The organism is Bacillus sp. 1A (assembly GCF_052682215.1).
This window is the reverse complement of the sequence record NZ_JBQYLZ010000001.1, coordinates 5,451,744-5,475,278: the sequence shown is the minus strand read 5'-3', so window position 1 is coordinate 5,475,278 and position 23,535 is coordinate 5,451,744. Positions and strand designations below refer to the sequence as shown.

Genomic DNA, 23,535 nt, shown 5'->3' with positions numbered 1-23,535 from the left:
CTATATTTACTTTACTCTTTCGTTTGTTTAAATTGTGATATGTAACATTATATATGTTAAAAATATTTCAGCGAGGTGAGTTTATGGAAGCAAAGAAATGGTATAGGTACTTAATCCAACTTATCGTAGTTGCATTAATCGTTACCTCCGTACCACTGAATGGATTGGCAGAAACGGCACCACCGTTTACACCATCTCCAAATTCAGAACAAAGTCCAGAAACAGAAAAGAAAGAGGAAAAGGAGTTACCAGCTCCACATCCAGATCAGTTAAAAAAGGATAAGGCTAAATCACAGGCAAATCCGACTGAGATTGTAGAAGAAAGAACGGAAACAGAGAAAGTTTTCGATAATAATGATGGTACGTATACGAAAAGGGTATATACGGAACCGATTCATATTGAGAAAGATGGAAAGTTAGAAGAGGTTTCACCGAAATTAGTAGAAGCACCAAATGAAAAAATTGTAACGGAAAATACAACATTAGAACCAGAATTTGAGAAATCAACACAAGATGGAAAGTACGTTCAATTTAAAGTGAAAAATCATAACATTCAGTATAAATTAATAAGTGCAAATGGTGAGAAAGGTGAATTGAAGCCGTCACCAGTTACTGCAACACATGAAAAGAATACAGTATGGTATAAAGAGATTTTTCCAAATATTGATTTAAAGAGTACGACGTTTAATGAAAATGTAAAAGAAGATTTTGTATTACGTGAATATACAGGACATCATATTTTTACATTTGCATTAGAAACGGATTTAACACCGAGCTTACAGGAAGAGGGTTCTATCGACTTCCAAAATGAGAAAAAAGAAAAAGTCTTCACATTACCGAAACCGTATATGAACGATTCAAATGTGGATCAACAGTCAGGTGAGGCTGTAACGTCAGATGCGGTTCGTTACAATATTGAGAAGAAAGATGAAAAAACATATACACTAACTGTTACCGCAGACCCGCAGTGGTTACAAGCACCAGAGCGAAAATATCCGGTATATGTGGATCCTTCTGTTGAACTAGGTAACTTTGAAAATGCGTACGCTGCAAGTGCCTATCCAACTGTAAACTATTCAGGAGGAAAACTTTGGGATTCCGGTCAAAATGCTTATACATTAAAAGTTGGGTATTATGATGGATCAACTGGAACAAACTTCGCATTCATTAAACCGAATGTTACAAGTTTAAAAGGTGCAAAGATTGAAAGCGCAACTTTCCACGCTTATGCTGTTTGGCATTATTATGGAAATCAACCGAATGGTGTTTGGTTAGATGAAGTTACAGGTAGCTGGAATGTTGGTGGAGTTAACTGGAATAATAAGCCAGGTTCTAACAACATTGCACAAACTGATGTGGGACGAGGAAAATGGGCACAGTTTAATGTAACGAATACAGTGAAAGCATGGGTAGAAGGCGCAAAACAAAACAACGGTTTTAAACTACATGCAAATGGAAATGGTCAGAGCCATTGGAAGAAGTTTATTGCAGCTGAAAGTGGAGCAAATGCACCGTACTTAGAAGTAAAGTATTCTTACGCAAAACCGAATAAACCGAGAGTACAAACTTATTCAAATGGTAGTGGTAGTGGTTCAGGTCACTTAAATGTACAATGGGACGCTGTTCCAGGAGCGAATGGTTATAAAGTAGCAATATTTAATGGACATGGATATGATGAGATCGAAGTTGGAAATGTAACAAGTTGGACAACAAAAGATAAAAAAATATTCCCAACGCCAGAAGAGATTGCACAAGGCCGTTATTGGGTGCATGATGACGGAAAAGGTGCAGAAGCACCAGTCAATCCAGGACCAATTTATAAAAATGCATTTTTAGATAAAAGTCCGTATGGAGATTATAGTGGTGCACGTGGATATTGGGTTCGTATTATAGCTACCTACCCAACTGGTGAGGATAGTCCACTTTCTGATGAAGCAATTGTTTATATTCCATTGGAACAAGTAAAAAAGCCAGATGGTTCGGCCTATATCAATGCGACAGATCAAACAACTGGTTATGTAACATTGAAATGGGATGCAGTACCAGAAGCAGCAGGGTATAAGGTTTGGATTTATAACGGAAAAGATTACGAAGCGTTCGATGTAGGAAGTAAAACAAATTGGACAACGCAAAACGAGAAAATTTGGCCGACGAAAGATGAAATTGCGAAAGGTCAATATTTACTTCATCATGATAAAAAAGGAACAGAATTAGCGGTAGATCCATCACCCGTGTATAAGAATTCTGGTGGAATCTATACTGGTTTTAAAAATTACTGGTTCCGTGTAACAGCGTATAGTAAAGCCGGACATGCTGAAAGTGAAATTTCACATGAATTTGTACCTAAATTTGCTCAAGACTTTGGGTTTATAGGGATGCTTGATTATTGGGCATCTATTCCGGTTTTAAATGGACAGGTAAATGCTACAAATGGTAACTTTATCATGAGTGAGAAAGACATTACGTTATCAGGGCGCGGACCAGATGTATCAGTGGAAAGAACATATAATAGCCAAAGTAAAAAAGTAGGTTTATTTGGTACAGGTTGGTCTAGCGGATTAGAAGAAAGAATTTTGGCTGAAGGAAATGGAAACCTACTATTAATTTCGGCAGACGGAGCAAATATCACATTTACTAAAAACGGAGATAATAAGTATCAAGCTCCTACTGGTGTATATTTGGAAATTAAGCAAGTATCAGGCGGATATGAAATAAAAGATAAAGACCAAACGGTTACTTTCTATAAATCTGGAGATGCACAGGGACGTATTGAGTATACAAAAGATAAATACGGAAATACGACGACGTATGAGTATGATGGTGAATCACGTTTATCAAAAGTAAAGAACGCTTCTGGTAAAGAGTTATTAGTACAATATGATGGGAATAATAAAAAAGCAGCAAGAGTAATCGGTCCAGATAACAAGACGATTACATTTAAGTATGATGGGGATTTACTCGTTTCTTCTACAACTCCAGAAGGAAAAGTATATAAATATGGATATGATAATGGACTGCTAACATCTATTTATGATCCGCAACATACCGATGCAAAACCATATAAAACATCGTATGCATATGAGAATAATAGATTAGTAAAAATAACGGACCCATTAGGGAAAGCTACGACATTAGCATATAATACGAATGCGAAAGAAGTTACATTAACGAATCCTAAAGGACGTAAAACTGTTTATACGTATAACGATGCTGGAAACCCGGTTAAAACAGTTGAAGACGCGGGTCGCCTAAATTTAACGACAACGTATGAATATAATGCAAACAATTTGGTGAAAACAACAACTCCTAAAAATCAAACAGAAACAGCGACCTATGACGATAATGGAAATGTAACTTCTGTTACTGATGAAATGGGAACTGAGAAGTTTGAGTACAATAAAGACAACGGGATTGTTAAAGCGACAGATAATGAGAATCGTGAAACAACAGTTGCTTATAAGGCTGCAAATATAGAAGTATCAGAAACAGATCAAGAGGCTCATACGTCTTCTTTCACACAGCATGATAAATACGGTAATCCGATTGAAACAAGTAAAGAATTAGGAACAGGGGAAAACCTGGTTCAAAATCCGAGCTTCGAGATAAATGGCACGGATAAATGGGTACCAGTAAATCACAATAATTCCGGTTCCATCGCAAAAGATGCAACACCAGCTCCAGGTGGTCTTGGAGGAGAGTCATCACTTAAGATTACAACGAAAGCAACAAGTAATGAGTGGGGCTATACCGCAGCAATTCAAGAAGTAACACTAGAACCAAATACAACTTACACATTAAGTGGTATGGTGAAAACGGATTTATCTAACGGTGCTGCTTTCTTCAATGTACAGTCATTAAATGAAAACGGTGCTGGTATAGATGGTGGTTGGAACGATAATCGTCACAATAAAGTTCAAGGAACTAGGGATTGGGTTAACCGCCAAGTTACTTTTAAAACAACAGAGAAAACGAGAAAAGTAAAAATCTATTTACAAGTAGAAAATGGTGGTTCTTCTACGAGTGGTTCTGCATGGTTTGACAAGATACAATTGGAAAAGGGAGACGTTTCTTCTAGTTTTAATCCAATTACAAATAGTAGTTTAGAGAATATGACGGAGAAAGGTTGTATTCCAGGGTGGATTCGCGGAGATGGAACAAGTTGTGATCCAAAAGATACTTCCCATGAGCAAAGCTTTACAGGGGATTCGTCTATTGTAATAGAGCGTAGTCAATATGGTGGATCCGATGTTGGATATGCTACATGGGTGAATTTAAATCAGAAAACAGCAGCCCCTCTAACAGTAACAGGGATGTCTAAATCTGAAAATGTAGAAAATGATGCACCTGACAAGCTTTCGAAAGATTACTCTATTTGGGCAGATATATACTATCAAGACGGTAGTGGAGAGAATTATCAAGCGAAATTCCCAAGTGGTACAAATGATTGGAATCGTAGTGCTGTAGTGATTCCAGCGAAAAAACCGATTAAAAACGTAGCAGTGTATGTTCTCTTTAGAAAAAATAATAAAGGGAAAGTATGGTTTGATAATATTCGTTTACTAGAAGGAAACGCCCTTATTAAAAACGAGTACGACAACGACGGAAATGTTGTTGCGACGTATGATGAGGAAGGACAGAAGAATACATTCACATACGATGCATCAGGAAATAAAAAGAGCGAAACAGATGAAAAAGGAAATACAAAACTATATGATTACAACAAAGATAATCTATTAACGAAGGTTACCTTAAAAAATGGTACCTCTGTAAATTATCGTTATGATCATAATGGAAATACAACTGAGAAATCTGTCATGTTTGGTGGGAAAACGCAAACACACAAATATGAATATGATGTAGATAATAAAAATACAGTGTATATTGATGCGTTAAACCGTCGTATTGAACATACGTACGATGAAAATGCAAACAAGATTAAAACGAAAATGCCAAATGGCTCGATTTTAGAATCTGTATATGATACAGCAGATCGCGTCGTTGGTGAAAAACGTAACGGAAAAGATTCATTTACATTCGAACGTGATCAAAATGGACAAGTTACGAAAGTGAAAGATCTTGTCAACGGCGTAGAACGCACGAAAACATACGATAAGGCTGACCGCGTTACAAGTGCAACAGATAGCCGAGGCGGAAAAGTTGACTGGGCATATCACGACAAAGCAAACAGTAAGACAGAAAAACTAAAAGAACAAACAGTAACACAAGGCGGATACACAAATAAAGTATCGTATGACTACAACACGTTAGATCAAAACATTCGTGTGACAGACGGTTCCCAAACGTATCGCTTTGATTATGACGATCAAGGAAATGTTCGTACGTATACAGCTGGAAATGGTTCAGGTTCTACCTTTAACTATGACCATGCGAACAAAATTAAAGATTTAGTAGTAGGTACGTCAAATAGTATTCTACTTTCGGAACGCTATGAATATGACCAATCGGGTAACCGTACGAAGATTAAACATGAAGGTGCGGGCGGAAAAGTAACAGAAACAAACTTTGTATATGACCCGATTAACCAATTATTAAATGAAGCACTACCAAACGGAACAACTAAATCATACACATATGATGGATTTGGAAACCGTACAAGTGTGAAAGTTGTAGAGAATGGAAAAGAAACAAAATCTATAGCGGCAACATTTAATGAAGGAAATCAGCTTGTAAAATTCGGAAACGAATCATTAACGTATGATGCAAATGGCAATCGTACATCAGATGGAAAGTACAAGTATACGTGGAATGAAGACGACCAAATTGTATCTATCACAAAACAAGGTGAAAGCAATGCATTTGCGACGTATAAGTATGATGATGATAATCGTCGTATTGAAAAGAATGTAAATGGTCAAGTAACACGTTATTTCTATGATGGAGATAGTATTAATCCGTTGTATGAGACGGATGGTAGTGGAAATGTTCTTCGTCAATATGTATACTCAACAAGTGGCACGCGCCTAGCAATGAAGTCAAAAGGACAAACATTATATTACCACTACAACCCTCGTGGTGATGTCGTTGCGATGACAGATCAAAATAAAGAAGTTGTAGCAACGTATGAATATGATTCGTGGGGTAACGTATTAAAGAGTAATACGAAAGGTATCGCAGCAGACAATCCGTTCGGATATGCGGGATACATGTATGATAAAGAAATTGGTATGTATTATTTGATTGCGCGTTATTATAACCCAGACCATGGTGTGTTCTTATCGGTGGATCCAGATCCGGGTGATGAAGATGATCCGGTTACAATGAATGGGTATACTTATGGGGATAACAATCCTGTGATGATGACCGATCCAGATGGACATGCACCTTGGTTGGCTATAAATGCTGGTTTTGCAGTTTATGATGGGTATAAAGCTTATAAGTCTGGCGCAAGCAAAAAAGTAATATTAAGAAAGGCTGCGTTAGGATTTGTAGGCGGTGGTAAACTCAAATACGCTGGAAAGCTTACAAGAGCAATTGGAGGCGGCAGTTTTAATAGTGTAAATAAATTAAAAGGTACAAAATATGTAGGACATCATATGCCTCAAAATGCTTATAATAAGAGTATAGGTATAAGTAGAGGTAAGGGACCAGCATTACTTATGACAAAGGCTGATCATAAATTAACAAGAAGCTTTGCCGGTAAAGGAAAGGCTACCATGAGGATAGATAAAGGATTAAATGCTAGGCAAAGATTGGCAAGAGATGTTTGGGATGTTAAACGTCAATTTGGAAGAAAATACAATTATGGTTTGAAGCAAACTGTAAGCTACGGACAAAAGTTATATCCTAAACAAAGGAGATAACTAAATTTAAATTATAATAGTATTTCACAAATAATGATTTGTGAAATACTATTATGTATCCTATAAAATATTAGTTAAAAATAAGAATGGATAGCAAATCCATTTATAAAGTAGGTGTTACGTGTATGGAAAGTATAGGTTTTAGAGTGATATACGGTAAGGATAAACATAATCATTATTTTGGTGGGGAAACTTGGGATGTGCCTATATGTCCGCAATGTAATGAACAGGCACATCAAATATTTACTTTTGATTTAAACGATTTTCGATTAGAGGAACTTAGAACGAAAGAACTAACAGAATTGCCGTTAATCACTTGTTTAAATTGTTCCTTATATGAAGATGAACAAAATTTTAAAATAAATATAACGGAACGCTCTATACATACTATTAATCAAAGTGAGATGTTTGATTGGAAATATGAATTAATCGATAGGATACCAGTTCCTTTGCCGAAATATGATATGAAATTAATAACCATGGAGAATTATGATGTTCCCTGTGATGAAGATGAATATGACCAAGCTTTAGATGCTATAGGATCAGATTATATTTGCAGAATACTAGGAGAGCCTATATATATAGACGATTCTATAGAGGCAAATTGTCCTTGTTGCTCTAAAAGTATGAAATATGTGGCTATGGTGGCCGGAGAAGATTATGGGAATGAAGGGGAACTTACAGGAGGAATAAGTTTTCAAATAGGAGAGAGTTATTTATACTTTTACCTATGCAAAGAATGTCTAATCATACAAACTTCAATGCAGAGCACTTAAGTTTGTTCCGCAGCCTTGAAGGTTTTATTTTAATGTAAAGGCAAGACACACAATTTATAAATTACGCTTTTGAGATTAGGCTGTTTGGAATTAAGAGTTTTAATAATTAATGGCAGGGTGAACTGTGTTTTTGTATATTGAGTAACAAAGAATTTGTATAAAAAATGAGCTGTAGTTTTACCTAGAATCATAAAGAAAAAATATTCTAAAGGTTTGTAAAGGAGTGTTTCTTACGGTGGAATCACAAATTATAATAGGAATACCTGGTCAATGGAAAAACAGGACAGAATTAGTACAAGAAGTTGTTAGTAAAAGTATGGGATATATTTTAGCAGGTAACATCATACATCATATTGAGAAAGATATTGCTTTTGAAATTGATGTATATGATCACGATCCATCTTTAAGAGAAGCTTTTTTATATGCAAGTGGCGGTCGTTTTGACGAGGACTTACTTAGCAAGTTAGAGGAACATACTTATACAGTATATATTATTGCTAATGTGCAAAATATGCAGGAGTTAAAAGGAGTTATTGATGTAGGAAACGGCTTGTTAAATGCAGGCGGACTTGCTTTAAAAATTGAAACAACAGGTGTAGCGTATTCTAAAGATGAATGGCAGGAGCTTGTAGAAAATAAGGAGATATTCCACATTTATTCGCATGTTGTAACTTTAATTGGAGATGAAGATGGTTATTATTCATGTGGAATGCAAGCATTCGCTCTACCAGATGTAATTATACAAGGAGAGATAGAACCAGAAGCGGCTGGCGATTTATTAAATGATTTTAATTTATATAATATAGTCGAGCAACCCGAATTAAGAGATGGAGATACAATTAGTTTTACGGAAAACTCCCCCGTGTATCGACTGTCTTACTCCACAGATTATCGCTATGAATCAGAGGATCCATTTTACAATCCATGTGGATTATGGAAGTTAGAATTGGCTTAAATATATTAGGGTTTTATCATAGGAACAATTTAGTAGTGTAAGGAGACCTGATAGTATGGATTAGGTCTCTTTTTTGAGGATTTTAAATTATCGTAGCAGACAATCCATCCGGATATGCGGGATACATGTATGATAAAGAAATTGGTATGTATTATCTGATTGCGCGTTATTATAATCCAGATCATGGTGTGTTCTTATCGGTGGATCCTGATCCGGGTGACGAAGATGATCCTGTGACACAAAATGGATATACGTATGGAGATAATAATCCAGTAATGAAAATCGATCCTGATGGACATTTAGCGTGGTTTATTCCAGTCGCTGTACACGGGGCGAGAATCGCTGCTCCGCATGTAGGTCGTTTTGTTGGTAAACAATTGGCTAAACGTGCTGTAAAGCAACCATTAAAATACAAAAATACGAAAGCAGTAGCAGGTAAAATTACTGGATATACAAAACATGGGTTTAATCAAGCGATTAGTCGTAATAACGGATTAGGGCTTTCACCAAAGGCCATCTTACATACAGTTAGGTCAGGTAAGGTAGCTATACAAAAAGATCGTGGAACAATTAAATATACTAGTAAACAAGCTGTAGTCGTTTTAAATAAAAGGGGACAAGTCGTAACGACTTTTGCTAGAGGAACGAAATATACACGGAAAGGAAAAAATAAGCGTGGGTAAATTTGATAGAGATATGCAAGGGTTATTGCAAAGTATATTAAGGGAAAAGCAACCTGAGTTATTGTGGATTGCAAATTGTAAGGACTTTAGTATATTAGAAATTGAAACCATACATGAGTTGAGAGATATATTAGCAGATGAATTAATTGAAAAAGGCTTTGATGAACAGGATAATATTAATGATTTTGGTAGGGATTTAGAGAGATTGATTGATATGTTTGGGGATTTACTGCCTTAATAGTTTGGATGCATAATGGATTTGTAGGAAGAAGGGCTAATATTGGCTCTTCTTTCTTTTTGGATCGTAATCCAATGAATTCAATTTTAAACGAGGCATTACCAAACGGAACAAGTAAATCTTACACATATGATGGATTTGGAAACCGTACAAGTGTGAAAGTTGTAGAGAATGGAAAAGAAACAAAATCTATAGCGGCAACATTCAATGATGGAAATCAGCTTGTAAAATTCGGAAACGAATTGTTAACGTATGATGCAAATGGCAATCGTACATCAGATGGAAAGTACAAGTATACGTGGAATGAAGACGACCAAATTGTATCTATCACAAAACAAGGTGAAAGCAATGCATTCGCAACTTATAAGTATGACGAGGATAATCGTCGTATTGAAAAGAGTGTAAATGGTCAAGTGACACGCTACTTCTATGATGGAGACAGTATTAATCCGTTATATGAGACAGATGGAAATGGGAATGTCCTTCGTCAATATGTATACGCTACAAGTGGCGTACGACTAGCAATGAAATCAAAAGGACAAACGTTATACTATCACTATAATCCTCGTGGTGATGTCATTGCGATGACAGATCAAAATAGAGAAGTTGTAGCAACGTATGAATATGATTCATGGGGGAACGTATTAAAGAGTGATACGAAAGGTATCGCAGCAGACAATCCGTTCGGATATGCGGGATACATGTATGATAAAGAAATTGGTATGTATTATTTGATTGCGCGTTATTATAACCCAGACCATGGTGTGTTCTTATCGGTGGATCCTGATCCGGATGGACATGCACCCTGGTTACTTATTAATGCAGCTATAGGAGGATACAGTGCTTATCAGGCTTATAAGTCTGGAAAAAGTCGAAAAGAAATTTTATTAGCTGGTGCAATGGGATTTGTTGGCGGTGGAAGAGGAAAAATTGCTAAAAAAGCTGTTGGTTTTGTAAATGATCGTGCCGTAAGAGGATATACTAAACAGATTTTTGAAAAAAGAAGAGCTATCACTCCAAGTAATATTAATCAGCAAAAACGGAAATTTTCAGGTAATAATCATGTGAAAATAAGTGCTGGAAAATGGAGAAGTGCAGATGGTACTAGACAGTTTAGGGCAAAGAAAAATGATATAACAGGTCAACATGGTTTTCCTCATGTACATTTTGAATTTTTAAAGAAAAATGGAGTTGTTAAGAAAAATGTACATGTTAGATATAGTTCAAAGAAAGGGAAAAAGAAATGATAATATTAGAAGTGCAAACATATACAAAAGAAAACTTACAAGAGTATATTGAATTATTCGATGATGAAGAGCTAGACTTAAGCTTAGTAGGTGAAATATCTGATTTGGTATTAAAATTTGATATAGAGGGGGCTCGAAATATATTACATGCTTTAAAAAGCAGTCCAATCCAAAAAGGGATAGAAATAATTTTGGATGAATCAGTAAATTTCAAAGAAACATGTCATGTGAAAAAAGTAAAGATTAACTTTACTAATATATCAGAATTTGAATTATCAAATGTTGTTGAAGATAGTTTATTTTATAAGGATGGTATAGTATTTTTAAGTTTTTATCATGAGGCGATAGATGCTACTATATTTAAATTGGAAGAATGTATTGAAAAATATGTATTTTCTCCTGCTGAGATTATTGATCTTTATTATGAAAATCGAGAAATAACTTTGTATGGCGAATTTGTACATGCAGGTGAAAGATAATAAAAATTAATACAGCTTTTTCATGAAAAAATTTTATAAATTAAATATAATTTGTAGATTCGGTGCAGCTCAAAATTTAAACAGGTAGTTTAATTTTGGGCTGCATTTTTTATTTTAAATGCCTTAGTACTTCAAAGGCAGTAAACATATTAAAAGTGTTAAAGCATATCCTAAACATGCTGGAAATCCTAATAATATCAGGTTTGTAACACGCAAAGAACATTTAAGTCTTCATGGTGGAAATTGGAGGAACCCTACAACTGGTAAGTTTATTTACAGAAATAAACGTATGAAAAGGTAGGTTAATTACTAGTTTGCCACTGGATATAAAAATGTATTGTTTTGAAGGAGATATGGATAAAAGGAGTTTGAAGTATGCAAAATATAATTATAAAAAAACTGGAACCAGTATATGGAAAAGATGCAAAAACGGTAAGAACTGGAACTAAGGTATTTGGAAATATAGATAAAGTTAATTGGATGAATGTGATAAATCCGCCCCTTAGTAAAGAAGAAATTCAAGTATTTGAAGATGAGATGGAAACTGTATTTCCAGAACCATATAAATATCTACTATCTCTAATGAACGGAAGCTTTTTGGCAAATTTAGTTCGTATAGCAGGGCAGCCGAAAATTGGTGGTCTTTCTGATGAGGAAGAATATTTTCAACCGTTTGATTTGTATAATTTTCAACAACTATATGCTTCCAAAAAAATTCCTGATTCATATTTTGTCTTTGCAGATTCAATGGATTTGGGCACAATATATGCTATTAATGAAGAGAGTAGAGTATTAGAATTACATATAAGAAATAAGAAAGTTTTACGAGATTTAGGAACTATGGAAGAATGGTTGGGTTTATTATTAGAAGAAGCGGTGCGTGGTTGAGTGTGATAGAAAAGGAATATATACGATAGAAGGAGTAACGAAACGGATATTTACGATTTAGCTGATGATGTAGATTCAAAAGAAAAACTAGTAGAATTCTTATTTCACCTTCAAAAAGATTTCAAAGAAAATCAAGAAGATTGGGGGAATATAACATTAGCCGATTACTTAGAATCGATGGAAGCATGGCTAAATGATTGTGATGGTGTTTTTCAAAATAAAGGTGAAGAGATGCCTAAAGATATATCATGGAACTTTTTAGCGATGGTATTACTAGCTGGATCTTTTTATGAGTAATGAAAATTTTAAAATGAGGCGACTATATGATTAAACTGGTTAAGCAAGAAAAAGATAAAATGTTGTACTGGGAAGTATGGGGAGAAGATGAGAAAACTTTAATTATACATTGTGGCTGTGTTGGTGATACAGGTGAAATGTATGAAATAGAACTTTATCCATTTCAACGTGTTGAAAAAGAAATGAAAGAGTTAGCAGATGAACAGTTGGCAGGTGGGTATAAGAAACTTGATGAGGAAGAATTGATAGAATTTGTTTTGCAATATGATTACACAGATGATCAGTTGGAAGAAGCATTGGAAAAGCGACATCAAGTTCAAGAGATTATGGATGAAGCACTAGGGTGGTCTGGAAATGGACAGTGTGATGGTGGAGATATTGGAAGCGGGACAATTAACATACTTACTTTTGTAATTGACGTTGATAAAGCGTTGCAAACAACGCTAGAGGAATTGAAAAATCAGCGGTTGTTAGATGGTGTGAAGATTGCTTATGTGAACGATGAGGAAGATTATATACAGGTTTATCCTAGTGAAGGGGCATTTAATTTATTATAAATCTACTAAGTTGAGGTACAAAAATGTATGTATCAGGAGTAGGTATTTTTGAAGATGATTTATCCGAAAGAACGCATTCACCTCCTACATAAAAATATAGAAGTACCATCAAAGGATACATACCCAATCATGTCTGTAGCATGGGATGATTTTGATGATGATATCGATGAATATTACGGATTAAAATAAAGGCGTTAAAATATAAAAAGTGCATCCAACAATCTGGGTGCACTTTTTCATAACCGTTATATATTCCTCTCCATCAACTCCCCAACCTGCGTCGCAACATACTCAACATCATTATCAATTTCATCCAATACGTAAGATTCCAAAATGCCCATGACAGCTGTTCCTAAAAATTTTAAAACGATGTGTGTATCAATGTTTTTATTTACTGACGTATTTGTGTTTAATTTTTTTTCTAGTTCCCCCATGATGAACGTTAGGAACTTTTTCTGAAATGATAATGTGCTGTTGCTTCTAAATAACGATGCGAAAAATGGCTTGTGTTCTTTGAAGTATTCAAACCATATGACAGTTCCTTCTATATAGCCTTTTGTTTGTTTTATATCGCATATTTCTCTTAATTGATTTAAATGGTCGTCTACAATTTTGTCTAATAAATTGTATTTATCTAGGTAGTGTAGGTAGAAAGTTTTTCTTCCGATGTTCGCTTTTTCTGTAATGTTTTTTACTGTAATTTCGTCAAAGCCATCTTCAATTAACATTTCAATAAATGCGGATTGAATGGCGTTTTGTGATTTTATAATTCTTCTATCGATTTTCTCCATATGATGTTCCTCCGTTATTGATACATATATTTCGTTATGTGTGTATTATCACCCAAATGCGTAAATGTGGTCATTGAAACAAGTGGTTGCTCGCTTTATTATAAATATACACGTGAGTATTAACTCTCACAAGTGTAAATTAAAAATAAAGTAAGGGTGGTTTTATATATGGCAGTTACGAAGAGAAATGTACGTTTTTATGCAAGAGGATTACAAGTTGCAGGTATTTTACATATTCCTGTAGGTGCTGAGGAAAAGAAACAAAATGCAGCGATTGTTTGCGTGCATCCAGGTAGTAGCTGTAAAGATCAAACAGCAGGATTATATGCGGAGAAATTAGCAGAACAAGGTTATGTAACGCTTGCGTTTGATGCATCGTATCAAGGTGAAAGTGAAGGGGCACCGAGATATATGGAGGAACCAGCTGCACGGGTTGAAGATATTCGCTCAGCGGTAGATTATGTAACTACTCTTCCTTATGTAGATGAAGAACGCATCGGTGTATTAGGGGTTTGTGCAGGCGGTGGTTATGCGGTAAATGCCGCAATGACAGAGCGCCGTATTAAAGCAGTTGGCACAGTTGTCGGGGCAAATATCGGTCGATTAAATCGTGAAGCTGATCCGATTGGGGTGTTAGAGGCAATTGGTAAACAACGTACTGCTGAAGCACGCGGAGCAGAGGTAATGATTACAAACTGGATTCCTAAAGAACAGGAGGAATTAGAGGCAGCGGGTATGACGGATATAGATATTGTAGAAGCAGTTGAGTACTATACAACACCGCGAGGGCAAAGTGTTAACTCTCCAAATAAGTTAAATTTTACGAGCATGGGATCGGTAATTGGTTTTGATGCGTTCCATTTAGCAGATACATTATTAACACAGCCGTTACAAATTATTGTCGGCAGCAAGCAAGGCGCATTCGGTTCTTATAAAGATGGTCATGAGTTGTATGAGAAAGCAGCTTCAGAGAAAAAAGATTTACTTGTTGTGGAAGGTGCGAGTCATTACGATTTATACGATCAACCAGAACCAGTAAAAATTGCAGTTGAAAAATTAACAAGTTTCTATAACGAAAATCTGTAAAAGTAATTTTGTTTTGAATGGCACCTCTAATTGTTAGATTTGCATCTAGCAGTTAGAGGGTTTTATTGTGAAGATTGCTGTGCTTAATATTTACGTTAAACGTGCATAACAAGATATAATAGAAGAAATCAAGAAGGAGGCTCGCTGTGAAAAATCTTCGTTATTTCAATATATTTACTATATTCATTATATACACACTACTTATGTTTTACATAGGCTGGAACGGATGGGTTTGGCTTCATGCAGTATTCGGCTGGCAATCTTGGGGATATTACGCTTTCGTAGTCGGATTTATTTCATATGCGTACATTCTCGTACAAGTGTTTAAGTTTTTGCCATTTCTACGAACGATAGGTTCAATTTGGTTTGCGGTCATACAATATGCGCTTATGTTGTTGCCACTTGCTAATATTACAGTCTTTCTTTTACAGTTTGGGGTGGAGAAAGATGCGGCAATTATTTGGACAGGAACGGCTGTGTTAGTTGCATTTATCTTTATTTTTGCGTATGGAGTATTCAACGCATATAGCCCAGTAGTAAGAAAATACGAGGTGCATATACCGAAAAAAGTAGAGGGACGTAAAAGCTTACGCATTGCGATGGCTTCTGATATGCATTTTGGTAAATTATCTGGCGTTTCGCATTTGAAAAGGCTTGTTCGTCATGTAAATGAAATGGAGCCTGATATTATTTTACTGCCTGGTGATATTATCGATGATCATCCAGGTGTGTTCATTCAAAAAAATATGGGGCATATTATGAAACAAATGAAAGCTCCATTAGGCGTATATGGTGTGTTAGGAAACCACGAATATTACGGACGAGCGGTTCCGGGATTTTTGCAAGAGATGGATAAAATCGATATTCATATTCTTTTAGATGAAGTGATCACAATTGAAGATAACTTTTATCTCGTTGGAAGAAGAGATAAAACTGAGCGAGATCGCCAAAGCTTTGAAAGTTTAATGAGTACGGTAGATAAATCTATGCCAGTTATCGCAATGGATCACCAGCCATTTGAATTGAAACAAGCAGCGGATGCGGGTGTAGATTTATTATTATCCGGTCACACGCACCGCGGACAAATGGCGCCGAATCATATTGTAACGAGAAGAATGTACGAACTAGACTGGGGATACGCACAAAAAGGTGCATTCCACGCGATTGTTTCTTCTGGTTTCGGATTCTGGGGACCACCGCTTAGACTTGGAAGTAGGTCGGAGATTGTACAGGTGGAGGTTACGTTTGAATAGGATTATAAAATAGAGAGCTGATGGCTCTCTATTTTTTTCAATAAAAACAAATAACAATAAATATCTCTGTTGGTGCTAATTTCATAAAAGAGGTACGATTATAAGACATGGCTGAAATAAAGGGGGATTATAAGTGATCATATCAGATGTACTATACGGAGAATTTGAAGTGGATCAAGTGTTAGAAGAATTAATCTTAAGTAAGTCTGTGCAAAGACTGAAAGGAATTCATCAAGCAGGAGCAAGTTACTTAATGAATGAGAAATGGAATGTAACACGTTTTGATCATTCAGTTGGTGTTATGTTGTTAATAAAAAAACTCGGTGGTTCAGTAGAAGAGCAAATGGCAGGTTTACTGCACGACGTATCACATACTGCTTTTTCTCATGTGATTGATTACGTTTTTGATAATAGAAATGAAAGTTATCATGAAGAGATATTTAGTTCTGTCGTGAAAAACTCAGAAATTCCAGCGATCCTTGCGAAGTATGGCTATAACTATGAAGATATTTTGTTAGATGATTCGAAGTGGACGTTATTGGAAAGGTCAGCGCCCGAATTATGCGCAGATCGAGTGGATTATACATTGAGAGATATGTATACATATGGATATATTTCTTTGGAAGAAGCTCAAGATTTTTTAGATGATTTAATCGCAGTTGATGGAAAGATGGTTCTTCAAAACATCGAAATAGCCGAATGGTTTACAGAAACGTATTACAAAGAAGTAATCGATTTCTTTATGAAGCCAATGAATATTTACGGAAATGATATGTTAGCGAAAACGCTAAAGTTAGCTCTACATAAAAAGGTTATTCATGCAGATGACTTTCTTCTTGAAGATGAGGAATTAATTTCGAAATTACAGCTATGTAAAGATCAAGAAGTAGGTGCTTTATTAAGCAAAGTTCATCCGAATGTAAAGGTAAAAGAAGATAGAAATGATTATGATTTACATCAGAAAAATAAAGTCCGCCTTATTGATCCGCCGTTACTTCATGAAGGGGAAGTTGTTCAATCGTCTGTCGTATCAGAAAATATAAAACAGATGAGTGAGGTCGCTTATGAAAAAGCGGTGAGAGGGATGTATGTGAAAGTGATTTCAGATTGAATAGAAAAGGTTACCCTGAAATAGTGATGTAGCTATTTTAGGGTAACCTTTTTTGTTGTACTTTATTATTTATCTTTAGTTGTTAGTAAGGTGTTTTTAACGGTTAATCCTCTATTAAACTACTCTATCTCATACATAAAATCTACAAGTTCTCGATAAGAGAATGTATTGGCCTGAACATCAGTTGTAATCTTCCCGTTTTTTAGTTTTATAATACGTTGGCAAGCACCAGCTACGAGCTCGTGATCATGAGTAATGACAAGTACGTGACAGGAGCGTTTGGCGAGTTGATGAATTACTTCGATAACACGTTGTAAGTTCATGCCGTCTAAACCAGAAGTCGGTTCATCTAGTATGAAAATAGAAGCTTCATTCATTAAACCGATTGCGAGAACGAGCCGTTGTTTTTCTCCACCTGATAAAGTGGCAGGATGATTTTCTTTCAAATGCCATAAATGGAGGTCTTTTAGAACGTTTTCGGCCATTTTCTCCTGGTTAGGATGGTTGAGTAATACTTCATTCCATACGCTATCGGTGAATAGTTGGTACACTGTATCTTGCATAACGAACCAAATTTTTTGCATTCTTTTATTTGCTTTTAGTTGCATGTTATCGATGTGGATGTTGCCGGTACTTTCTTTTTTTAATCCTGTTAATGTGCGGGCAAACGTCGTTTTACCTGCACCATTTTTTCCGATTAATGCGGTTACTTCATTTGCATGAAGTGTGATGTTCAAATCTTGCAGTACCCAATCTTTTGTTCGTTTATGTTTGACGTGCAAGCCTTCAATCTGCATTTTTTCTAATTTTGAAGGAGAAGTACGGTCGTTCATTTTTCCTTTTGCAATAAAGGGAGAACGTAAGCCTAGTGCTTGTATTTCTTCGCAAGAGAAAGCGAGCAATTCTTTTGGCGTGTAGATTTTTTTGATTTCACCATTTTCCATATAAATAATACGATCTACAAGATCCATTAAGTAATAAAGGCGATGTTCTACAATGACAATTGTTTTATTCTTTTTTCGTAAGGAGACTAATTCTTCTTTGAGAAGATTCGTTGCTTGTAAATCTAAATTCGCAGAAGGTTCATCCATTACAAATAGGGATGGATCAATTAGCTGCGACGCAGCAATTGCCACCTTTTGTTTTTGGCCACTAGAAAGACTCATTACGGGTTTATGTTGTATAGATTCTAATTTCATTTGTTGTAAAACGTCTTGTAATCGGTGTTGAATTACAGTTCTTTCAACTCCATGATTTTCAAGTTCGAAAGCAAGTTCATCTTGAACGATAGAGGTGAAAAATTGTGATTTCGGATCTTGAAAGACGCTACCAATTTTTTTACTAAGTTCCCATATTGGGGCGTCCTTCGTATGAACACTATCAATGATAATTTCACCTTGTAAGTTTCCTTCATAAAAGCTTGGTATTAAACCATTTAATATTCGTCCTAGTGTCGTTTTTCCGGATCCAGAAGGGCCGGTAATGAGGACGCATTCTCCTTCCTGAATTGTTAAATTAATATTTTTTAAAAGGGTTTTCCCCGTTTGGTATTCAAATTGAACATTTTTGAGTGTAATCATAGCTATTCTCCTTATGAAATCCAAAGCGTGCCAAACATACATAAACCGAGAAGGAGAGCGATACTATCTTTCGGACGGAAGGCAATCGCGTAGTGACTTGTTTTTTTGCAAGGTGCATCAATTCCACGAGTCGTTGCTGAAGCACTCAAATCATCAGCGAGTCGAATCGTTCTCATCAATAAAGGAATGATCGCATATTCAAACATTTGATTTAAACGAAGCCAATTTTTCGGGCTTTTTAATGAAATACCACGAATGCGCACATTCTCTCCGATGATTTTGGATTCAGCACGTAAAATAGGAAAGAACCGCAAGGCAACTGTAAGAGTTAATAAAACACTTTCAGGAATTTTTAGTTTTTGTAAACTTGCTAGTAGCTGCCCTGATGGGACTTTCGATAATCCAGATGCGATAATTAACGTAGGTAAAGTTTTTAAGGCAATGAGTAGCATTAATAAAAACGCATTTAAAATGGAAGCATTCATATAAGTTGAAATGAAATAGTGTGCAAAGAACAAACAACCGTATATAATGAACCATTTGAATCCTAAACGATATTGGTTTTGACAAATGAGTAAAAGAACAGCAAACGCTGCGAGCATAAGTGAACCGGTGCTTGTAGCGGAAATTGCTAAAAATCCACAGATGATTAATAGAGTAAATTGTAAACGAGCATCAAACATAAAAACCTCTCCTAATTATTTCTTCATATATAAATAGCCAGCTTTAACAAAATGTTTTTGTAATAGTTTTGTTGCAAAGTAACAGCCAGACAACGATAGAATGAATCCGCCGATAAGACCGATTGTCATCCATATAGGTGAATAAGCAAAATAAATTAATTCGTCGATTGCTTTTTTTGAGTAACGCATTTTTTCTAACTGACTACTACCGAGTAAATAAATTGTCATATAGGAACCAATGCTGAAGAAAGCGCCATAAATTCCGTATGCGATTGCTTGACGATGACGATTCTTATATTGAGAACCGTCGCCTTTCAGTAACGTAAGTTCAGCGATGAAAGCAATTAGAATGCAATAAGGTAGAATAATAGGTGTCCCCATTAAGGCAAAGAAAATCCCTGTTAATGTCCCCATTAATAAAAGTGTGCCTCTTTTACTCACGCGCAAGGCCATTAACATATAGACGATGCCGCCAAAGAACATACCGATAGCGGGAGTAAGTGGTGGTGCAAATGCCATGAGTGGACTCGCGACGACGATGACGATAGACTGTACGATAAATAAGAGAACGGTATATAATCCAATTGTAATTAAATCTTTTGCTGCAAATTTTTTTATATTCATTTCGATTCATCTCCTAACCATTGATAATCCAAATGATAAACATTATCAGTAGTTCTAACTACTCCAATAACGAAAAAATAGCCCGAAATCGTAATTTGAGGCAGAGGTGAAGAAATTGAAAAATATGTTGAACGCTTTTTTCGCGGAAATGAAAAGGGGAAATGATGCAACTTATTACGAAAGCTGGCTAGGTGCGACTTATCATCTTGTAAACGGTAAAGTCAGACGGTTGTATATTGAAGAAGGGGTTGAAATTCAGATTTTTGATAACTGTACATTTCAACGCCCCCAAATGCCTATATTGAAAAAAATATTAGAGATTACAGTCATATTGGATGGACAAATTAACCAAAAAAAAAAACCGTTATTTTCCGCACAATATGACTCGAAAACATTGCTATTCTTTAATGAAATTGAAGAACAACTTCAATATGATCAGCTAACAGGAATGAGTGTTTTTCTCGATTTAGACTGGTTGGAACGTTATCTTATTCAAGAAAATCAGCTTGATAGCTGGAAGGAAATTGAGCAGTTTTTTCTTCATTCTCAAAAAATTATTTTTCAAAAAAATAGCGAAACAATTCATCGTTCTATTGCGCGTTATTTACAAACCGAATTTAAAGAAAATGCGATGAACCATTTATTAATTAAAGCGAAGGTTTTAGAGTTTTTAGCGCATAGTCTTCAAAAAATTTGGCCAGAAGTTGTAGATCAACGAATTGAGGGAATTCTCGATGTAATTCATCAGCAATTTCACCTACCGATTCAAGTGCAGCACTTGGCAGAAATGGCGAATATTAGTGAATCAAGTATGCAAAGTTATTTTAAAGCGTCGTTTGGAATGTCAGTCTATCAATATATACAGCGTAAACGTGTAGAGTACGCAGCGGAATTACTTATTCATACAAATGAATCCATTACCGAAATTTCAATGCAGGTTGGATACGATAACCCAAGTAAATTTGCAAAAATATTCAAGAGAATATACGGAGAAACGCCTTTGCATTATCGGAAGAAATATGTGGAAAAGACGAAACCCTAATGAGCGTAGCACATTAGGGTTTTATTGTGAGTGTATAAATATAATTCCATTTATATACAATTATTAAAAAGAAAGATAAAATATATTTAGAAGAAGCAACGTTAATCGCAACCATAATCCTTTCAAAATTATCACATCAGAAAAAATTCCTTCTATATAGGAGAATCCGTAGTAATCTCGTAGTAGTAACACATTTCGTCTTTCAAGGGGAAGAGAAGATAAACTGTCTAACCAACTAGCAATCTCATGTTTTACAAAATAAGAGTGCTCTGTACTTGGTACGTTTGGTAAATGGAATTCTGCAACTGTCGTTGTTTTATATCTTTTTTCCTTTCGATACCAATCGATAAAGGCATTGTAAGCAATCGTAAATAATCAAGGCCTAATTTCTTCTCCTTTATAATAGTCAATATGGACGAGCATTCGGTAAAATGTTTCTTGCATGAGATCTTCCGCATAGTGGGAATCTCCGGTTAGGGAGAGAAGATAGCGAAATAAAGTGAAACTTTAATCAGTGGGGGTTTTCTTCATCCCCCACTGATTATTAGTTGAACCAATCGGACTTTTATGGGCAGTTGATCCCCCACCTAAATTCTTTGCTTTCGCTGCATTTTGAGGTGGGGGTCTTACTGCCCATTAAAGTGGGATAAATCTTGCATATGTTCGGAGTAAATGTCTTCTAATGATTGTTTGCGTTTCACTACATTTCCCTCCCTTCATACATAACAACGAAATACATATAAAAAAGTTACAATTTTTCATGGAATTATAGTAAAAAACGTCAAGAATTGGATAGGATTCTCTTTTATCATAATACATATAAGGCGGGTGAACAGAGATGGAAAGCTATGAAACACAAATTCAAAGGTCAATTGATTATATTGAAGAAGATGTCATGGAAAAACAAACGCTGCGTAATTTAGCACGTATTGCAGGTTTTTCTGAGTCACATTTTCATCGTGTATTTCAGGCATTAGTAGGTGATACAGTAATGGAGTATGTTCGAAAGAGGAGGTTAGCCCGGGCAGCTTATCAACTTTCTCATACGGATGAAAAAGTTATTGATATCGCATTTGAGCATGGCTTTCAATCTCACGAAACGTTCACGAGAGCCTTTAAAAAAATATTTCAAATGACACCGAGTGAATATCGAAAACAAGAAATTGAAACACCGATGTATTACAGCGTAAATGTAAAGCAAAGAAAATTAAATCCGTATTTAGGAGGCATACAAATGGAATATCGTATTGTAAATAAACCAGGATTTTTAGTGGCGGGTTATGAGCTGAAGACGACAAGTAAAGAAGGGAAAAACCATCAAGACATCCCAGCATTTTGGCAAGAATATTTACAGAAAGATCTTGGAACGACAATTCCGAATCGTAAAGATACGAGCCAATGGGTAGAGCTTGGATTATGTACTGATTTTAATTTAGAAACAGGGGACTTCACTTATATAATTGGAATGGAAGTTACAGGATTTGAAAATGTACCAAATGGAGTTGCGAAGCGTACTTTCCCAGCAGCGACATATGCTGTATTTACAACGCCGAAAGTCCCTCATGAAGAAATGGTATCGTCCATTCACCAAACGTGGAATGCTGTATTCTCAGAATGGTTCCCGCATTCAGGATACGAACATTGCGGCGTTAATGAGTTTGAACTATACGATGAGCGTTCCCATGCAGATAAAAGTGAGTTCGCTCAAATTGAACTTTGGATACCAGTGAAGAAGAAGTAATAGGATAAGAGCGAATCATTGGGAGATGGTTCGCTTTTTTATAAAGGGGGAAATGGGAAGATGTTCAAAAAATTAGAATGTGTATCTATACATACGAAGGATATAGAAAGGTCAGTTTCTTTTTATAAAGAAATGGGAATGGAGCAAAACTGGGTTATAGAAAGAGAATTAGAAGAAGGGATTATTTGGACGTTAATAGGATTGAAGTTTCCAGATGAAAAAAGTTCGGAGTTAGTAATAAGTAATCATCCGGATATTAATTTTATGGAAGTCGAAGTATTAGTAGCAGATGTGCAACAAACGTATGAAAGTTTAAAAGATAATAAAGATGTAAAATGGATTCGCGAACCATCTCCAACAGAATCAGGACATGTTGCGGTAATGGAAGCACCTGATGAGAATGTGTTTGTGTTAGTAGGGAAATAGCTAAAATATGGAGATGACCTTTCATAGTGAGTTGTGAAAGGTTATTTTTATCCCGCTTTAATGGGCAGTAAGACCCCCACCTCGTTGAAAATCACAAAAACTATAGCTAGAGAAGGTATAGTTATGGGATTTAAGAAATTAACGACAAAAAAGCGCAAAAAGAAGACCACCCGTCTGCCTGCGAAGCGTGGGAAGTCTTCTAAGCACAAATAAGCTTTAGTTGCAGTGACAGGGTGTTGGAAGCACCTCGTCTACTT

At 35.7% G+C, this 23,535-nt stretch carries 19 protein-coding genes and 3 pseudogenes; 17 read left to right on the top strand and 5 right to left on the bottom strand.

Features of this window, described 5'->3' with window-relative positions:
• The first annotated feature begins 83 nt into the window (after positions 1 to 83).
• From ACUN0F_RS28020 to ACUN0F_RS27970, 11 genes and pseudogenes are all read left to right on the top strand, one after another.
• A complete protein-coding gene (locus tag ACUN0F_RS28020; RefSeq protein WP_445540514.1) occupies positions 84 to 6,821 on the top strand; it encodes a DNRLRE domain-containing protein in 6,738 nt (2,245 codons plus the stop codon).
• Positions 6,822 to 6,946: 125 nt separating this feature from the next.
• The gene (locus tag ACUN0F_RS28015) at positions 6,947 to 7,597 is read left to right on the top strand and encodes a hypothetical protein (protein ID WP_445540513.1); all 651 of its coding nucleotides are present in this window, start codon (positions 6,947 to 6,949) and stop codon (positions 7,595 to 7,597) included.
• Between the two features lie 235 nt (positions 7,598 to 7,832).
• Entirely contained in the window at positions 7,833 to 8,552 is a 720-nt protein-coding gene (locus ACUN0F_RS28010) for a DUF4261 domain-containing protein (protein WP_445540512.1), read from the top strand.
• Positions 8,553 to 8,641: 89 nt separating this feature from the next.
• A pseudogene (locus ACUN0F_RS28005) lies at positions 8,642 to 8,866 on the top strand (RHS repeat-associated core domain-containing protein); the annotation flags it as partial.
• Between the two features lie 361 nt (positions 8,867 to 9,227).
• A complete protein-coding gene (locus ACUN0F_RS28000; RefSeq protein ID WP_445540511.1) occupies positions 9,228 to 9,473 on the top strand; it encodes a hypothetical protein in 246 nt (81 codons plus the stop codon).
• Between the two features lie 68 nt (positions 9,474 to 9,541).
• Positions 9,542 to 10,720 (top strand): annotated as a pseudogene (locus ACUN0F_RS27995) (RHS repeat domain-containing protein); the annotation flags it as partial.
• Positions 10,717 to 11,199 carry a hypothetical protein gene (locus ACUN0F_RS27990; protein ID WP_445540510.1) on the top strand — a complete coding sequence of 161 codons (483 nt, stop codon included), beginning with the start codon at positions 10,717 to 10,719 and terminating at the stop codon, positions 11,197 to 11,199. The pseudogene ACUN0F_RS27995 and the gene ACUN0F_RS27990, both read left to right, overlap by 4 nt.
• A gap of 375 nt (positions 11,200 to 11,574) precedes the next feature.
• Positions 11,575 to 12,087, top strand: coding sequence for an SMI1/KNR4 family protein (locus ACUN0F_RS27985; RefSeq protein WP_445540509.1), 513 nt, complete (start codon positions 11,575 to 11,577; stop codon positions 12,085 to 12,087).
• Between the two features lie 18 nt (positions 12,088 to 12,105).
• The gene (locus ACUN0F_RS27980) at positions 12,106 to 12,384 is read left to right on the top strand and encodes a DUF7660 family protein (RefSeq protein ID WP_445540850.1); all 279 of its coding nucleotides are present in this window, start codon (positions 12,106 to 12,108) and stop codon (positions 12,382 to 12,384) included.
• A 26-nt stretch (positions 12,385 to 12,410) separates the two neighbouring features.
• Entirely contained in the window at positions 12,411 to 12,941 is a 531-nt protein-coding gene (locus ACUN0F_RS27975; protein ID WP_445540508.1) for a hypothetical protein, read from the top strand.
• A gap of 48 nt (positions 12,942 to 12,989) precedes the next feature.
• Positions 12,990 to 13,130 carry a hypothetical protein gene (locus tag ACUN0F_RS27970; protein WP_445540866.1) on the top strand — a complete coding sequence of 47 codons (141 nt, stop codon included), beginning with the start codon at positions 12,990 to 12,992 and terminating at the stop codon, positions 13,128 to 13,130.
• A gap of 56 nt (positions 13,131 to 13,186) precedes the next feature.
• Here the strand turns inward: ACUN0F_RS27970 and ACUN0F_RS27965 are convergent, their stop codons facing one another.
• Entirely contained in the window at positions 13,187 to 13,732 is a 546-nt protein-coding gene (locus ACUN0F_RS27965) for a TetR/AcrR family transcriptional regulator (RefSeq protein WP_149237070.1), read from the bottom strand.
• A 168-nt stretch (positions 13,733 to 13,900) separates the two neighbouring features.
• On the opposite strand from ACUN0F_RS27965, the gene ACUN0F_RS27960 reads away from it, so the two are divergent.
• The 3 genes from ACUN0F_RS27960 to ACUN0F_RS27950 all read left to right on the top strand — a co-directional run bounded on the left by ACUN0F_RS27960 (position 13,901) and on the right by ACUN0F_RS27950 (position 17,182).
• Positions 13,901 to 14,818 carry an alpha/beta hydrolase gene (locus ACUN0F_RS27960; RefSeq protein ID WP_445540507.1) on the top strand — a complete coding sequence of 306 codons (918 nt, stop codon included), beginning with the start codon at positions 13,901 to 13,903 and terminating at the stop codon, positions 14,816 to 14,818.
• 146 nt (positions 14,819 to 14,964) lie between these two features.
• On the top strand, positions 14,965 to 16,071 hold the full coding sequence (locus ACUN0F_RS27955) for a metallophosphoesterase (RefSeq protein ID WP_445540506.1): 1,107 nt from the start codon (positions 14,965 to 14,967) through the stop codon (positions 16,069 to 16,071).
• Between the two features lie 133 nt (positions 16,072 to 16,204).
• Positions 16,205 to 17,182 (top strand): HD domain-containing protein, encoded by a 978-nt coding sequence (locus tag ACUN0F_RS27950; protein WP_327973806.1) that lies wholly within the window; start codon positions 16,205 to 16,207, stop codon positions 17,180 to 17,182.
• A gap of 119 nt (positions 17,183 to 17,301) precedes the next feature.
• Here ACUN0F_RS27950 and ACUN0F_RS27945 read toward each other — a convergent pair whose 3' ends face one another.
• Genes ACUN0F_RS27945 through ACUN0F_RS27935 form a run of 3 tightly spaced genes read right to left on the bottom strand, consistent with a single transcriptional unit; the run spans position 17,302 to position 20,069 of the window.
• Complete coding sequence (locus ACUN0F_RS27945; protein WP_327973805.1) at positions 17,302 to 18,762, bottom strand: ABC transporter ATP-binding protein; 1,461 nt, start codon at positions 18,760 to 18,762, stop codon at positions 17,302 to 17,304.
• An 11-nt stretch (positions 18,763 to 18,773) separates the two neighbouring features.
• Complete coding sequence (locus ACUN0F_RS27940) at positions 18,774 to 19,445, bottom strand: energy-coupling factor transporter transmembrane component T (protein WP_080345261.1); 672 nt, start codon at positions 19,443 to 19,445, stop codon at positions 18,774 to 18,776.
• A 15-nt stretch (positions 19,446 to 19,460) separates the two neighbouring features.
• Positions 19,461 to 20,069 carry an MptD family putative ECF transporter S component gene (locus ACUN0F_RS27935; RefSeq protein WP_327973803.1) on the bottom strand — a complete coding sequence of 203 codons (609 nt, stop codon included), beginning with the start codon at positions 20,067 to 20,069 and terminating at the stop codon, positions 19,461 to 19,463.
• Positions 20,070 to 20,193: 124 nt separating this feature from the next.
• Between ACUN0F_RS27935 and ACUN0F_RS27930 the strand changes: the two genes are divergently transcribed.
• A complete protein-coding gene (locus ACUN0F_RS27930; protein ID WP_445540849.1) occupies positions 20,194 to 21,111 on the top strand; it encodes a helix-turn-helix domain-containing protein in 918 nt (305 codons plus the stop codon).
• Positions 21,112 to 21,261: 150 nt separating this feature from the next.
• On the opposite strand, the pseudogene ACUN0F_RS27925 reads toward ACUN0F_RS27930, so the two are convergent.
• Positions 21,262 to 21,609: pseudogene (locus ACUN0F_RS27925) on the bottom strand (RNA polymerase sigma factor); the annotation flags it as partial.
• A 340-nt stretch (positions 21,610 to 21,949) separates the two neighbouring features.
• Here ACUN0F_RS27925 and ACUN0F_RS27920 point away from each other — a divergent pair.
• Both ACUN0F_RS27920 and ACUN0F_RS27915 read left to right on the top strand, forming a co-directional pair.
• Positions 21,950 to 22,852, top strand: coding sequence for an AraC family transcriptional regulator (locus tag ACUN0F_RS27920; RefSeq protein ID WP_445540505.1), 903 nt, complete (start codon positions 21,950 to 21,952; stop codon positions 22,850 to 22,852).
• A 60-nt stretch (positions 22,853 to 22,912) separates the two neighbouring features.
• Positions 22,913 to 23,278, top strand: a complete 366-nt coding sequence (locus ACUN0F_RS27915) for a VOC family protein (protein WP_445540504.1) — start codon at positions 22,913 to 22,915, stop codon at positions 23,276 to 23,278.
• Positions 23,279 to 23,535: the final 257 nt, after the last annotated feature.